17 protein-coding genes are annotated in these 14,058 nt (G+C 67.4%); 12 read left to right on the forward strand and 5 right to left on the reverse strand.

All coding sequences use genetic code 11. The annotated features are described in order from the left end of the window. Together ACLF3M_RS29815 and ACLF3M_RS29820 are read right to left on the reverse strand one after the other, a co-directional pair. Positions 1-239 (reverse strand): transposase family protein (locus ACLF3M_RS29815; protein ID WP_430660653.1); only part of this gene is annotated, 239 nt, incomplete at its 3' end. 196 nt (positions 240-435) lie between these two features. Beyond that, complete coding sequence (locus ACLF3M_RS29820) at positions 436-1,020, reverse strand: sigma factor (RefSeq protein ID WP_430660654.1); 585 nt, start codon at positions 1,018-1,020, stop codon at positions 436-438. 230 nt (positions 1,021-1,250) lie between these two features. Here ACLF3M_RS29820 and ACLF3M_RS29825 point away from each other — a divergent pair, with 230 nt between their 5' ends. From ACLF3M_RS29825 to ACLF3M_RS29845, 5 genes are all read left to right on the forward strand, one after another. Further along, positions 1,251-1,991, forward strand: coding sequence for an ImmA/IrrE family metallo-endopeptidase (locus tag ACLF3M_RS29825; RefSeq protein ID WP_430660655.1), 741 nt, complete (start codon positions 1,251-1,253; stop codon positions 1,989-1,991). After that, the gene (locus tag ACLF3M_RS29830) at positions 1,988-2,269 is read left to right on the forward strand and encodes a helix-turn-helix domain-containing protein (RefSeq protein ID WP_430660656.1); all 282 of its coding nucleotides are present in this window, start codon (positions 1,988-1,990) and stop codon (positions 2,267-2,269) included. The genes ACLF3M_RS29825 and ACLF3M_RS29830 overlap by 4 nt, the downstream gene beginning before the upstream one ends. Before the next feature lie 14 nt (positions 2,270-2,283). Further along, positions 2,284-2,940 carry a hypothetical protein gene (locus ACLF3M_RS29835; RefSeq protein WP_430660657.1) on the forward strand — a complete coding sequence of 219 codons (657 nt, stop codon included), beginning with the start codon at positions 2,284-2,286 and terminating at the stop codon, positions 2,938-2,940. Between the two features lie 296 nt (positions 2,941-3,236). Then, positions 3,237-3,668 carry an H-NS family nucleoid-associated regulatory protein gene (locus ACLF3M_RS29840; RefSeq protein ID WP_430660658.1) on the forward strand — a complete coding sequence of 144 codons (432 nt, stop codon included), beginning with the start codon at positions 3,237-3,239 and terminating at the stop codon, positions 3,666-3,668. Positions 3,669-3,917: 249 nt separating this feature from the next. Beyond that, complete coding sequence (locus ACLF3M_RS29845) at positions 3,918-4,952, forward strand: IS110 family transposase (protein WP_430660659.1); 1,035 nt, start codon at positions 3,918-3,920, stop codon at positions 4,950-4,952. Positions 4,953-5,465: 513 nt separating this feature from the next. Here ACLF3M_RS29845 and ACLF3M_RS29850 read toward each other — a convergent pair. Continuing rightward, positions 5,466-5,864, reverse strand: coding sequence for a GFA family protein (locus tag ACLF3M_RS29850; protein ID WP_430660660.1), 399 nt, complete (start codon positions 5,862-5,864; stop codon positions 5,466-5,468). Positions 5,865-6,077: 213 nt separating this feature from the next. On the opposite strand from ACLF3M_RS29850, the gene ACLF3M_RS29855 reads away from it, so the two are divergent. From ACLF3M_RS29855 to ACLF3M_RS29865, 3 genes are read left to right on the forward strand one after another with little or no spacing between them, the layout of a single operon-like run. Beyond that, entirely contained in the window at positions 6,078-6,584 is a 507-nt protein-coding gene (locus ACLF3M_RS29855; protein WP_430660661.1) for a DUF2924 domain-containing protein, read from the forward strand. Then, complete coding sequence (locus ACLF3M_RS29860) at positions 6,581-7,933, forward strand: recombinase family protein (protein WP_430660662.1); 1,353 nt, start codon at positions 6,581-6,583, stop codon at positions 7,931-7,933. Before ACLF3M_RS29855 ends, ACLF3M_RS29860 begins: the two co-directional genes overlap by 4 nt. Continuing rightward, the gene (locus ACLF3M_RS29865; protein ID WP_430660663.1) at positions 7,930-8,310 is read left to right on the forward strand and encodes a hypothetical protein; all 381 of its coding nucleotides are present in this window, start codon (positions 7,930-7,932) and stop codon (positions 8,308-8,310) included. The genes ACLF3M_RS29860 and ACLF3M_RS29865 overlap by 4 nt, the downstream gene beginning before the upstream one ends. Before the next feature lie 6 nt (positions 8,311-8,316). Here ACLF3M_RS29865 and ACLF3M_RS29870 read toward each other — a convergent pair whose 3' ends face one another. Both ACLF3M_RS29870 and ACLF3M_RS29875 read right to left on the reverse strand, forming a co-directional pair. Next, positions 8,317-8,469: a hypothetical protein gene (locus ACLF3M_RS29870; RefSeq protein ID WP_430660664.1), complete on the reverse strand. Its 153-nt coding sequence runs from the start codon at positions 8,467-8,469 to the stop codon at positions 8,317-8,319. Between the two features lie 335 nt (positions 8,470-8,804). Then, positions 8,805-9,044: a hypothetical protein gene (locus ACLF3M_RS29875; protein ID WP_430660665.1), complete on the reverse strand. Its 240-nt coding sequence runs from the start codon at positions 9,042-9,044 to the stop codon at positions 8,805-8,807. A gap of 208 nt (positions 9,045-9,252) precedes the next feature. Between ACLF3M_RS29875 and ACLF3M_RS29880 the strand changes: the two genes are divergently transcribed. From ACLF3M_RS29880 to ACLF3M_RS29895, 4 genes are all read left to right on the forward strand, one after another. Then, complete coding sequence (locus tag ACLF3M_RS29880; RefSeq protein WP_430660666.1) at positions 9,253-9,993, forward strand: hypothetical protein; 741 nt, start codon at positions 9,253-9,255, stop codon at positions 9,991-9,993. 983 nt (positions 9,994-10,976) lie between these two features. Beyond that, positions 10,977-12,344: an ABC transporter substrate-binding protein gene (locus ACLF3M_RS29885; protein ID WP_430660667.1), complete on the forward strand. Its 1,368-nt coding sequence runs from the start codon at positions 10,977-10,979 to the stop codon at positions 12,342-12,344. Between the two features lie 6 nt (positions 12,345-12,350). After that, on the forward strand, positions 12,351-13,232 hold the full coding sequence (locus tag ACLF3M_RS29890; RefSeq protein WP_430660668.1) for a carbohydrate ABC transporter permease: 882 nt from the start codon (positions 12,351-12,353) through the stop codon (positions 13,230-13,232). After that, positions 13,229-14,056 (forward strand): carbohydrate ABC transporter permease, encoded by an 828-nt coding sequence (locus ACLF3M_RS29895; protein ID WP_430660669.1) that lies wholly within the window; start codon positions 13,229-13,231, stop codon positions 14,054-14,056. The genes ACLF3M_RS29890 and ACLF3M_RS29895 overlap by 4 nt, the downstream gene beginning before the upstream one ends. The last annotated feature ends 2 nt before the right edge of the window (positions 14,057-14,058 follow it).

Consider the following 14,058-nt stretch of genomic DNA (forward strand, 5'->3'; position numbering starts at 1 on the left):
TCGGGACAACGGAAGCGGCGGACCGCGAGGCGCAGTTCAACCATGCGGCCGTGCGAGGGAAGGTCCAGCAGGCGCCGCGTGTAGCTGCTGTGGAGGCGCGCCGACCGGACCCCGCAGTCGGGACAGAAGCCCTCCAGCATGGCGCTTCGCACGGTCATGGCGATGCGCGTGCTGCCGATCTCGACCTCATCGAGCACCAATCCGACCGGGATGACCGCGTGGAAATCGGGGCCGAACATGGCGGAGCCTTTGAGTTGAGTGCACCTCCTACGCGCCACCAACGCCATCGTCCGATCACCTGCACGGAAAGTGAGTCAGAGCCCTTGTTCCATGCTGATCCACAGCGCCGCTTCGGTAAGCGGGATCTGCGGGTCGGGTGGAGTGATGCTGTGCTTCATACTTAGACCTACTCACCGACCCGCTGATCCGTCCCACTCACGCGAAGAGCCCGGCGGCGAGCAGGCGCAGCCGCATCTCCTGCAGGCGCCGATAAAGGACGGAGCGAGTCAGAGGCCCGCGCTGGGCGAGATCGTGCGGCGTGCAGTCGGCCAGCGCGACGCAGATCGGGTAGTCGCGCCCATCGAGCGCGGCACTCGCGCGGTTCAGATTGAGTCGACGTTCGGCCGCCGCCACCGCGTCGGTCTGCTGGCCGCACCAGGCGGCATATCCCTCGGACTCCGGGATCACCTCCTCCAGCGTGAGGTGCTCCATATTTCCCTGACCGAAGTCGCAGACGGGCTGGTCGAGCCGTGCCTCATGACGGCGCGCCCGCTCGCGGCGCTCACGCTCCGCGATGCGGATGCCGCGGTGCCGGAAGCAGACGGTGGCGAAGGCCTCAAGGCTGCCGCGCTCGGCATCGAAAGCAGGCAGCCGCGCCAGGAAGTCCAGCAGCATCTCCTGCCGGATGTCCTCCACTTGGTGGGACGGCAGCCGAGCGATCCGGCGGACGCGCCGCGCCTCGCGCTGTGCAACGGCGTGCAGGCGCCGGAGATCGGCCAGGGACAGGGCAACGGTGGTCATTCGAGATCCCTCGGTGCTTGTGACCGAGAGAAGGAATCACGGGACGCGTCGGGGGGTGGAGGCGGAAAGGGGCGGAATGGGGAATAGAAGCCGTGCGCGACCAAATCCCCAAAACCGGATCAAGCGCTTAGTTGGTCTGAAACTTTGCAGCGGCCCAGCAGGGCAGGAATGTATCCCCCCGGAGTGCGCTGCTCCGCTGGGCTGTGGGTCCGGATCGGCAGGTTGATCCTATGCCGATCGAAATCGCCTATTCGCAGCCATGGCCGACCACGCCGGCGCGGCTCCCCACCGCCGCGGTGTGGCGAATTGCAGCACTGGTGCGCCGACAGGTGCTGGGGTCGGGCGAAGGGTTGGCGCTGCCGGCCGAGCGGCTTGCTCAGGCTGCCAGGGAGGTGTGCGTCAATGGGCGGACCATTCGCGTGGCCTGGGATCTCGCGGGTCCCGTGCATGATGCTGACGGTCGCCCAGTGCTGGGCGTCTGCGAGACCGACCCCGACCTGCCTGAGACCGCGGTTGTGTCAATCAATGGAAGTCTGCTGGCGGGCCGCCCGGACCTAGCCTCCAGCACGGCCGCACATGAGTTGGCACATGTGCTGTTCGACGTGCCACCAGTCCTGGCCGACGCAGCACCCGCGCGGCGCTATAGAAGCGCACTCAGCAGCGCCAGCGCACTATTCGATCCGACGATGATCCGCGCGGAGTGGCGCGCAAACGAGTTCATGGGGGCGCTGCTCGCTCCGCCGATCGCGCTGCACCTGCGGCTTGTCGTGCACGCCCGCGCCGAGCGGCTGCGGATGGTCTACGGCGTGCATCACGGCAGGGCGGGAAGCCGCATTCTCGCCGCGGACAACTCCCGCGAGGCGATCGAGGGCGTGCTCGCTGCCGCAGCCGCCGACTTCGGTGTGTCGGAACGCTTCGTGGCGGTGCGGGTCGCGCGCTACCGGCTGATCAAGGGAGGCTGGGTGCCGTGAGCTTCGGAGCATGTGTGCGCGCGCGGCGCACTGCGCTCGGGATCGGGCTGAACGACTTCGCCGAGCGCCTCGATGTGTCACCCGCCTACTGGTCGCGCATCGAGCGCGAGATGGAGAAGCCGCCCCGCGACGAGCTCATTGAGCGCGCAGCGGCGATCCTGGGCGTACGCATGGATGACCTGTTCGTCGAGGCGCAGCGGCTTCCGCCTGACATGCGCAAGGACATGGCCAAGGTGGTGCTTGCCTATAGGCGTATGCGTGCCATCAACCGCGGGTGACATCAGTGGTTATCGTGAGGAAGCCCTGCTATGGCCTGGCAGAGGTGCGCCAGAGGTGGGGCGTCAGCGAGCTCGACATCGCGAACTTCGCCATCGCTGGCGAGCTGACGCTGTCAATCGTCGTTGTCCGGCTCCCGCTCGAGGAAGGCTCGATCGAGGACATGGGGGACGGCGACTGGGCCAACGTCCCGGATCGGCAGCACTTCTTTACGGGCCCGCTCGACCTGGGCGCGCACGACGCCTGGGAGGTCATGACCACGGGGAGCTGCGAGGTCAGGTCCTTTCGGGCGGACCCGGAGCGCTACCGGTCAGTGGGATGGCGCGCGGATGACGATCAGGCGCTCCATGTTCTGCGCGAGCGGTTGGTCGTCCGGCATGCTGAGCTCGAGCGATTTGAAGCGGCGCAGGCATCCGCTGCCGCGGCACCGGCCGCGCCTGTTCGTGCCGTCGCGCGCGGCGCTTTGCCGAAGTACGACTGGGACGAGTTCTGGTGCGAAGCAGCCGTCCGCCTGCAGATCGACGGCATGCCCGAGAGCCAGGCAGCTATGGTGCGTCGCATGGAGGAGTGGTTCGCCGCGCGTGACCAGCACCCGGACCGCAGCACAGTGAAGAAGAAGATCGCGATGCTCTGGCGCCGCTACCAGGAGGCGGTGGCTCGCCTGCCAGCCTGAGTGCCCGTCTGCCGCGGCCAGGGCGCCAGCATGGTCCGCTCCCACTGAGTTTGAAGAACAAGGCGTACCCGAATGGAAGCTCCGGGTGGAGCGACGAGGAGATGATGCCGAGTAGGGGAAGATGAGCGTCGCCTCATCTCGGCCCCCTTGAGTTACTCAGCTGCGCAGCGATGTTTCCGCCCAAGCCACAATGCGTTCAGTACACCGGCTTTACGTCGTCGTGAGTGCGGAACGATGTTCAATTTGGTTGGGGCGGCGGAATATAGGGAGTGTCGGGTATAGAGGAGAGAAGTTCGATGGCAGCCAGGAAAGCTATATCGAAGCCCCGGTCGCGGCAGCCTGAGGCTGAAGCGGATGACGCTGTCTCGCTGCGCCAGATCCTCCAAGCTCTAGACAGGATGAGTGTCGGAAACCTCCGGCAGATCGCGAGTGCAGCCGAGGCCAAGATCCGCGACAAGGCTGAGGGCGAGAGAAGATCCCTTAAGGAGGAGATGGAACGCCGGGCGGCTGAGCTAGGCATCTCCATCCGCGAACTCTTCGGCGAGCTCACTCAGCTGGCCAAGCGTGGTCGCGCAAAGGCCTCAAAGAAGGCCGAGGGGCAGGGGCTGGCGCCGAAATACAAGGGGCCAGATGGGGAACTGTGGAGCGGTCGCGGCCGCATGCCGAGATGGCTTCAGACCGCGCAGGCTGAAGGAAAGTCGAAAGACGATTTCCTCATCAAGCAGTGAGGTTAGGGCGAGCAAATGGAGGCATCGTCGGCGGCGCCATGCTACAGCCGCCGACGATGCCTTCATTCGCTTGTCTACGTCGCTAACCCTTTAGATGCGACCACGCGGAGAGGCCGACGGCAGCAGCGCTCGAAACGCCAACGGCTGTTCCGTCGCCATTCTGAATCTGATGCGGTGGACGGCCCCTGAGCGGCATCGATGTGCCAGGCTCGCGGCTGTCGAGGGCAGCGAGCAAAGGAGCCGTCCGCCATGGAGATTACCACGATCGGCCTGGACATCGCCAAGCGGGTGTTCCAGGCGCACGGAGTTGACGCCGTCGGTCGCGCGGTGCTGCGGCGCAAGCTTGGGCGGGCCGAGGTGCTCGACTTCGTCCGCGCACTGCCGCCGTGCCTCGTGGGCATCGAGGCCTGCGGCACGGCGCATCACTGGGCGCGCGAGATCCGGGCGCTTGGCCACGAGGCGCGGCTGATCCCGGCGGCGTACGTGAAGCCCTATGTGAAGCGCGGCAAGACCGACGCGGCCGATGCCGAGGCGATCTGCGAAGCGGTGGCCCGGCCGACGATGCGCTTCGTGCCGGTGAAGACGTCAGAGCAGCAGGCGGTGCTGGTGCTGCACCGGACCCGGGATCTGCTGGTTCGGCAGCGCACTGCGGTGGTGAACGCGCTCCGCGGGCACTTGGCCGAGTTCGGCTTCGTGGCGCCACAAGGGATGAGCCGCGTCGCAGACCTGCTGGCGGTGCTGCTCGGCGAGGATGAGACCACCTTGCCGCCCCTGGCCCGTCAGGCGCTGCGAGGATTGGCGGCGGAGCTGGAGGCGCTCGGGAAGCGGGTGGAGGAGATCGAGGCGGCGATCCTTGTCTGGCACAAGGAGAGCGATGCCAGCCGGCGTCTCGCGGCAGTGCCCGGCATCGGCCCGATCACTGCGTCGGCGATCGTCGCCACCGTCGGCGACGTGTCGAACTTCGCCTCGGCGCGGCATTTCGCGGCTTGGATTGGCCTCGTGCCGAAGCGGAACAGCACTGGCGGAAAGCCGCGGCAGGGCGGCATCTCCAAGGCCGGCGACCGCTACCTGAGGCGCCTCCTGGTGCTCGGGGCGACCGCGGTGATCCGGCATACCCGCATCAAGGCACGGGAGGGCTGGCTCGCCGAGCTCATCGAGCGCCGCCCGACGATGGTCGCGGCGGTCGCGCAGGCAAACAAGACGGCACGGATCGTCTGGGCGCTGCTGGCGCGCGGCGACAGCTATCGCCCGCCGCGCGGAGCGCCGCAGCCCGTGGGCGCATAGGCATTGACGGTTCCCCGCCGGAGGTCGCCGCGACCGGCGGGTGCGTGAGGGCGATGGTGGCGTGATGGCGTACCGGTCGAACCCGGGGCCCGGCAGAACCCGTTTAGAGTCTCGCGTCATCGAGCGCGCGAAACTGATTGGGAGCCAGGTCGCGGATTGCATCAGGGCCAGCGGCCATAGGCCGCGCGAACAGGCCGGACACATGACCGCACCCGACCGCGGCGCCGATCGTCAAATCGTACTTGCGTCAAAGGGGCCGTCCACACAGGGCTCTAAGGTCAGCCCGCCGATCCACCTACATGACCCTGTCGCAAACGCGGTCTGAGCGGGACGGATTGCCGCCGTAGCGGGTAGTTCAAAGTGTGAGCCCGCTGCATCCGTCCTTCAATTCCCACCTCCCCCTCCATCTCCGCGAGATCTGCGACCTGCTCGCCCGCGGCCTGCTGCGGCTGAGGAGCCGCGAGCGCGACGCCGCCGCCGGGCAGAGCACTTCGCCGGAAGGCATCGCCGAAACTACTTATCGGGTCGTCGGTCTAGATAGACGGGGAGGCCGTCCGCCAGCCGCACCCAGCGCAATTGCGTTGCCGTCCGTGTGTGGTCGGCCGGCGGCACGGCATCGGGGTCGTCGAGGCTTACTGTCGTGACATCGATCTCGTCCGGGAACTCCTCAGTCTCGAATGTCAGCGACGTGCCGCAGCGCGGGCAGAAGGTGCGCGTTACCCCGGCGCTGGAGGCAAAGCGTGTCGCCGCGCTGCCCACAAAGCGGAACTGCGCGCGCCGCACCGTGAACCACGCCACCATCGGAGCGCCTGCCGCACGTCGGCACATCGAACAGTGGCAGACCGTGGGGTGGAACGGCGTGCCGCCCGCCTCGTACCGAACGTGGCCGCACAAGCATCCGCCCTTGAGCATGCTGGTCCTCCCTGCATCAGTGCTTACTGGCCGGGCGCTGCGCATCCGCCCGCGGCTTCTGGAACGCCGATCTCCGCCTCGGGGTCCAATCCTGCGGCTGCGCAGCCGCGCTGCCGAGGCTACCGAGCGCGACGCCGCGGACCGCGGAGAGCGGTTGCTACACTTCACCGCGCCGCAGCGCGGTCATGCGAACCCGACGATTCGGAGAGACGCATGACGCGCACCACGAAGCCCAGGCACACGACCCCGCCGGCGTTCACCGCCCCGGCCATCCCGCCCGCCGATGTGCTCGGCCGGCTCGCCGCCCTGAAGACTGCCGCCACGCCGGCGCTGAAGCAGCAGTGGCGAGATCTCTTCGGCACGGAGCCACCGCCGTACAATCGACGGTTCCTGGAGAGCCGGCTCGCCTACCGGATCCAGGAGCTCGCCTACGGCGGGCTGAAGCCGGAGACGCTGGCCCGCCTCGAGGCCCTAGGCGAGCAGCTCGACGGCGGCAAGGTCACGGTCCGCCGCATGCGCGGCGACGACAAGCCGATCGCCGGCACGCAGCTGATCCGCGAGTACCAGGGCGTCGAGCACGTCGTGACCGTCACGCGCGATGGGTACGAGTACGGGGGCCGCCCCTACCAGTCGCTCTCCGCCATCGCCCGCGCCATCACGGGCACGCGGTGGAACGGGCGGGTGTTCTTCGGGCTCCGCCCGAGCCGGAGCGCCGCATGAAGCGCGATGCGAAGCCGGCCGGCGCGATGCCAGCGACCGTGCGGAAGCTGCGCTGCGCTGTCTACACGCGGAAGTCGAGCGAGGAAGGCCTCGACATGGAATTCAGCTCCCTCGACGCGCAGCGCGAGGCCTGCGAGGCCTACATCGCCAGTCAGCGCGCCGAGGGCTGGGTGCTGGTGCGCGACCGCTACGACGATGGCGGCATCTCCGGCGGCACCTTGGAGCGCCCCGCCCTGAAGCGGCTGGTCGCCGACATCCAGGACGGGCTGGTCGACGTGGTGGTGGTCTACAAGATCGATCGTCTGAGCCGCTCGCTCGTCGACTTCACCAAGCTGGTCGAGGTGTTCGACGCGAACAGCGTCACCTTTGTTTCTGTGACTCAGTCCTTCAACACCACGACCAGCATGGGGCGGCTGACGCTGAACATCCTATTGAGCTTCGCGCAGTTCGAGCGCGAGGTCATTGGCGAGCGCATCCGCGACAAAGTGGCGGCGTCCCGCAAGCGGGGCATGTGGATGGGCGGCTACGTGCCGCTCGGCTATGACGTGCGCGAGCGAAAGCTGGTCGTCAACGACGCCGAGGCCGGGCTGGTGCGACGGATCTTCCAGGGCTTCGTCGCGACGGAGTCCTGCACCAAGCTGGTGCAGGTTCTGCGCGCCGAGGGCGCCACGACGAAGCGGGACCGGCCGCTGACGAAGAGCGACGTCTACCGGATCCTGAGCAACCGCGTGTACCTCGGCGACGCCGTGCACAAGGGCACGGCCTATCCCGGAGAGCACCGCGCCATCGTCACCCAGGCGCAGTGGGACGCGGTGCACGCCGTCTTGCAGGTCAGCCCGCGGGTGCGGGTCAACCGGACGCGAAACACCACCGCGCTCCTGCTACGCGGGCTGATCTTTGACAGCGACGGCCGCGCCATGTCGCCCAGCCACAGCCGCGGGCGGGGCGGGCAGATGTACCGCTACTATGTCAGCCAGGCCGTGCTGAAGGGCGGCGCGACGCAGCGGCCGGCGATCGCACGCCTCCCGGCCGGCGACATCGAGGCGGCGGTGGTCGCGCAAGTCCGCGCGCTACTGCGGCAGCCCGAGATGGTGGTCGGCACCTGGCGGGCGGCGCGCACGACGGCGCCGGACGTGACCGAGCAGGAAGTGCTGCTGGCAGTGGAGCGAATCGAGCCGCTGTGGGACGAGCTCTTCCCGGCCGAGAGAGCGCGCATCGTCCGGCTGCTGGTGGATCGGGTCGACATCCGGTCCGAGGGCGCCGCGGTGCGGCTGCGGCTCGACGGGCTCGGCAGTCTGGTGCGGGACTTGGCCGCCGAGGCGCCTGAGGCCGGGAGGGCTGCGGCGTGAGCGAGGCGGCGCAGACCCTGACCGTGGTCTTCCCGCTCGCGGTAAAGCCACGCGGCGGGCGGAAGGCGATGGTCACGCCCGGCGTGCTGGCGCTGGAGCGCCGGCAGGACATCACCCTCATCAAGGCGGTGGCGCGGGCCTTCCGGTGGCGGCGGATGCTGGAGTCCGGCCAATTCGCTACGATTAACGAGCTGGCCGCGGCCGAGAAAATCAACCCTTCCTACGTGTCGCGCGTGCTTCGGCTAACGCTGCTCGCGCCGGACGTCGTGGAGGCCATCCTGGACGGGCGGCAGCCGGAGGATTTGACGCTGCCGGCGGTGCTTAGGCCGTTTCCGGTAGTTTGGGACGAGCGCCGCCGGCTGAACACGCGTGACTGATAACGCCTAAACCTCGACGCCGTACTCCTCTACGAGTTCGCAGATCTGAGGCAGAAATGCCACCTGGCGGCCGTCAGTGCGCGTCCGATGAAACTCGGGGATCTTTGTGTGGAAGTCCTTCGGGTCGTCGAGACCCGTCTTGATGATCAACTCGATCATCGCGTCCCTCAGGATACATCGCCCGGGCTCGCTTCCAGGAAAGTCGCGTAGAATGACTCCGTCGCGGAAAGCGGCAAGGGCCTCCCTCAGCGTGCCGCCCTTTCCAGCCGCACCCGGCGCTGCGTCTCCTTCAAGCGGCTCGGCTTGCAAGGCACTCGCGGACGCGGTCGGCGCTCCCTCCGCCGGCTGCGCGGGGGCGCGATGGGCTTCCGGCCGCCCGACCGAGTGCGGCGCAGGTGCGTCCGCGTCTTCAACAAGGCGGCGCCGAGGCTGGATTCCGATGGGCGTTTGCCCCAAAACTAGGCCAATCTCGCGCGACAGCCGCTCGGTCTGGCCTACTGGATCGCGGAACCAGTCCGTCGACCACACCCGAGCCAACTTCCAGCCGACGCGCGGTGGTAGGTTGCTCCGTCGCACTCGATCCCGAGGACAAAGCGCTCGGTCTCTTCGGGATGCCGCACTGCAAGATCGATGCGATAACCCGCCACGCCGACCTGAAGTGCTACGTTGTGGCCGAGCGCGCGGAGCGCACCTGCCACCGAGGTCTCGAACGCGCTGTATCGAGGCAGGGTCACCCGGCATCGCCGTCAATCGACCGATTTAGCACGAAGCGGGTCGACGGCCGATGCGCTGCCCTCTCGATTCGCATGTGCACTCGGGATAGTGCCGACAGACGCCATCGACACCAGCAAGATCATCAGCTCCACCGAAATCACGATGAGCGTGGTATAATCCGCGCATGGTGCTTTGGTCGTATCCCGTTGGGCGCAGGCAGCCACGGCAGTGCTGGAGCAGCTGGTCATGCCGGCGCTGACGGCGCAGCGCTGGGAGGCTTTGCGCGCCGAGTACGAGTATGGGAGCACATCCACGCGCGCGCTCGCGGCAAAGCACGGCGTTTCGGAAAAGGCGATCCGCAAGCGTGCTGCTAGCCGGCGCGATGCCTGGCAGCGTGACGGTGCCGCGATCGAGCGTGCCCGTGCACGTGGTCGGGAGGCCACCCTCCTGGCACTTGCACGTGCGCGGTCTGCGGCAGAGGTCCGCACCGACCCCGCAGCTGTTGCGACACGGCGCGCTGAACTCGAACATGAGGCGGCCAAGGCGATCGCGGCTGCCAACCTTCGCCATCTCGGCATGGCGGCCATGCTGCACGACATGTTCGAGACGATCTGCGTGCTCCTGCATGGTGTGCTCGACCACGATGATGATGCGAAGGATACGCTGCTCGGCCGCGGCGGCAGCCTCGCAAGCGCCATCCTGGCGGCGGCGAAGCTCGGGCAGGCCATCCAGACGATCGAGCGAAAGGCCCTCGGTATGGACGAGGTCCGGCCCGCTTGTGCCAATGACGCGGACCGGCATCGGGAGGCCAGCCGAGCGACAGCCCCTGACATCACGACGCTCAGCCCAGACCACCGCGCCGCCCTCAGCGAGTTCGCCGCGTCCCTTGGCTGGATGGGGGCGTTGTCGCCTTCGACGAATACTACAACATCGGCATCTATAACATCGGCATCGCCAGCCCCGGCTTGAATGTTGGCCTCTCGCACCAATCTATATCGGCGTGACAGTCGCGGCGGCGCCGCTCGGCATGCCGCATGCGTTCCCACCAGATCTTCCTGAACAGCACGCGGATCGCCGACGAACGCGCCCGCGCGAACTGTGCCGCCTGGTCTCCCGATCAGGACCGGACGGGCCCACCACAAGCCGGTGCGGCATCGCATGAGTTGGCGGCCGGCATCGCCGGGGTCCGCCGAAGAGCCTCACGCCGCACGCCCGCTGCAGATGCAGGGGCGGCCTGGCGGTTACGAGACGGGACGTGGCGCCGCCGCATGTCGGGGCAGCCATCGCTGGCCGTGACCTGCCGAGGCATTGTGGTGTGCTGTGTCGTGGATCCCGCGTGGTGCGCCGAGCGCGCCAGGGTTGGGACGGACGGCATATGCGAGCCGGCACCGCCGGGCAGGGCCGATTCAGGCCGATCGGGAGACGGGCAACGTGAAAGAGGGCGCTCCGCCAGCGATGGCGGGGCGCCCTCATTGTGTCGATGGCCCCGCCCTTCTGCTCTCCCCCCGAAGGAGACATTCGCACTGGCCGACGGGCGGTGCCGCGGCCAATCGTGCTTCGCCGCGTTCACCCGGTCCCGGTGACCGCCTCTATGGTCAGTCCGGCGGGGATCTCCCAGGCCGAGTGATCCGCCTAGAAATCTGTGTTTCTCTGGCTTCTTGCGAAGCTGTGCAGATCGACCGCCGGCAGAGGGCTCGGTACGAACCACTGCGACCGTGCCGCCCGGTATCGCCTGCCGGCTTCCCTGCGGCGAATGCGCGCTTCATCCCGCCCAACGGAAACGTTCCGCATGTCCGGCTGACGGCGACACCGCCCGACGGGGTCACGCTGAGGATCTTCCTCGCCGTCATCGAGCTCGGCAGCGTAACGGGCGCTGCCGAGCAGTGCGGCAGTAATCCGGAGGCCCTGAGGGTAGCCGAGTTGTCCATTGCGAGCGGAATGTGCGCTTTTTCTTGCTGCGGGCCGGCAGCTTGCAGCTAAGCTGCCACGCATTGATCGCCAGGAGAGTGTCGATGCAATTCGGGTGGCGTCGCGCAGTGATGCGCCGGACCCTGCTCCAGACGGTCGGAGCTGCCGGTCTTGCCGGAACCGCTCGAGCGCAAGCGCCGGTCACGTTGCGCGTCATGACACTTCAGCGCGCGCCGGGGCAGCTGCAGGCCTACGAGGCGATGGTACGGAGCTTCGAGGCCGCCAATCCCGGCATCCGCGTCTCCATCCTCCCGGTCTCGCAGACCGACCTTTGGCCCAAGCTTGCCGCGGCCTATGCGGGCGGCGACGTGCCAGACCTGGTGCTGCAGATCACGTCGGAGAATGCGGTCTCCCTCTACGGTCAGGGCCTGGTGCTGCCGATGGACGACGTGATCCGGGACATCGGCGAGGAGGATTTCGAGCCCGCGGCGCGCAACCTGTTCAAGGACCGCGGCAGCTACTTCGCGGCGCCGGCGTCCAACAACTGCGTCTCGCTGCTCTGGTACCGGACCGACCTGCTGCAGGAAGCAGGGCTGACGCCGCCCCGCACCTGGGCTGAAATGATCAACGTCGCGCGGCGGCTTACTCGGGGCGGCGTCTACGGCGCCTCGTTGCCCTACGGCAAGACCGCGATGACCAACAGCATCACGTGGACATTGATCTACCAGGCGGGCGGTCGCGTGATCGCGCCAGACGGCTCGGTGGTGTTCAACTCCGACGCGACCGTCGCGATGCTCGAGTTCGTGAAGGAGATGCACCAGTTCTGCCCACCGGGCGCGAACCGCTACGACTTCTTCGATGTGCTCAACGCCTATGTAACCGGCCAGTCCGCGACCTGCATGTACACCGGGCGGGCGATCGGCAACGTGAACGCGGAGAATCCGGCCCTTGCCGACAAGATCTCGGTCGTGCCCTTCCCGCTGCAGTCGGCCGACCGCCCGTGGTGGTCCGGTGCCTTCGAATGCATTGTGATCCCGAAGGCCGCGCGGAATGTAGAGGCCGCGCGGAAGTTCGCGGCCTGGAACTTCAAGAAGGACACCTACATCGATTTCATCAATGCGACGCCGGGACATCAGATTCCCATGCTACGGTCGATCAGCAGCAGCCCGGAGTACCTGGGGCATCCGCTGCTGGTGAGGTACCGCAAGGAGCTCGACATCAGCATCGACACGCTGTCCAGAGCGCACGCGACGTGCAAGCCGACCGACGACTATCCCCTGATCACCAAGGCCGGCGAGATCCAGGGGAGCGGCGTCTTCGCCGATACCATCCAGCGCGTGGTCATCGAGGGCATGCCACCACGCCGCGCCGCCGCCATGGGGCAGGACAGGATCGCGCGGCTGATGCGCTGACGCGCCGTGCTGGATCGCGACAAAGGCCTCGGCTACCTCCTCCTCACGCCGACGGTCCTTCTGCTGGCACTACTGCTGGGCTGGCCGCTGGTTCAGGCGGTCATGCTGAGCTTCTACGAGATGCACCCGCTGACCCGCCGCATGGTCTTCGTGGGCTGGGAGAACTACCAGGACATCTTAGGCGACGAGGTGTTCTGGACGGCGCTGGGCAACAACTTCATCTGGCTGGCCGGGTCGCTGATCCTGCAGATCGGTGGCGGTGTGGCGGTAGCGTTGCTTCTGAACCGCAGCTTCGTCGGGCGGAAGCTGGCGCGGGCGCTGATCCTGTTCCCCTACCTCATGCCGGTGCTGGTGGCCGCGCTGGTCTGGCAGTGGATGCTGCACGACAGCAACGGCATCGTGACCTACCTTTGGCAGGCCGCCGGGTTGCCGCGCGTGGATTGGTTCGGCGCCATGCCCAATGCCATGCTCACCGTCATCGTCGTGGGGTCCTGGCGGACCTTCCCCTTCGTGGTGATCGCGGTGCTGGCGCGGCTGCAGTCGATCCCGGCGCAGCTCTACGAGGCCGCGGAGATTGACGGCGCCTCCCGCTTCGCGCGGTTCCGCGACATCACCCTGACGCAGTTGGCCGGGGTGCTGTCGGTCGTGACGCTGCTGCGTGCGGTGTGGGACTTCCGCGAGTTCGACCTAATCTTCCTGATGACCGGCGGCGGTCCCGTGATGGGCACCACCACGCTGCCCCTGCTGGTCTACAAGGAAGGTTTCGAGCTATTCGCGATGGGTCGCGCGCTGGCGATCGCAGTGATCATGCTGCTCTGCATGCTGGTGCTGATCGCGCTTTATCTTCGGGCGCTGCGCCACAGCCCCGGCGCGGAGCCCGAGCGGTGATCCGCATCGAGCGGCTGTTCTGGACCGGCCTGACCTGGGTCGTGGTAATCGCGACGACCTTTCCGCTCGTGTGGATGATCGGGACGGCACTGAAGCCCTCGACGGAGATCTTCGCCAGGCCGCCGACCTTCATCCCCGCCACGCCGACGCTGAAGAACTTTGCCGACGTGCTGACGCAGACGAAGTTCCTGACCTATGCCGGCAACAGTCTGATCGTCGCGGTCTGCACCACCGCGATCGTGCTGGCGATCGCGACCCTCGGCGCCTATGCCATGACGGCCTTCCGCCTGCGCGGCGACAGGCTCATCGCGCGCGGCCTGCTGCTGGCCTACATGATGCCGAGCACCGCGGTGCTCATTCCGATCTACCTGATGATCGCGGGCGTCGGCCTCGCCAACACGCTGCCGGGGCTGATCGTCGCCTATACCAGCCTGGCGCTGCCGTTCGGCCTGTGGATGATGCGCGCCTTCTTCGCCGATATCCCGCCGGAACTGGAGGCCGCCGCGACGATCGACGGCGCGTCGCGCCTGCGGGCCTTCGCCGACGTGGTGCTGCCGCAGGCGCTACCCGGCATCATCACCACTGGCGTCTTCACCTTCCTGCTGTGCTGGAACGAGTATCTCTATGCGCTGGTGATGATCAACGACGACGCACGGCGCACACTGCCCACGGGGATCATGGGCACACTTGTCACGGGGTATGCGATCGAATGGGGGATGGTGATGGCCGCGGCGACCATGATGAGCGTGCCGCTCCTGCTGATGTTCCTGTTCCTGCAGCGCTACGTCGTGCAGGGCTTCGGCGCCGGCGCTGTGAAGGGCTAACG

This window comes from Falsiroseomonas sp. HW251 (genome assembly GCF_050563545.1).
Taxonomy (GTDB): domain Bacteria; phylum Pseudomonadota; class Alphaproteobacteria; order Acetobacterales; family Acetobacteraceae; genus Falsiroseomonas.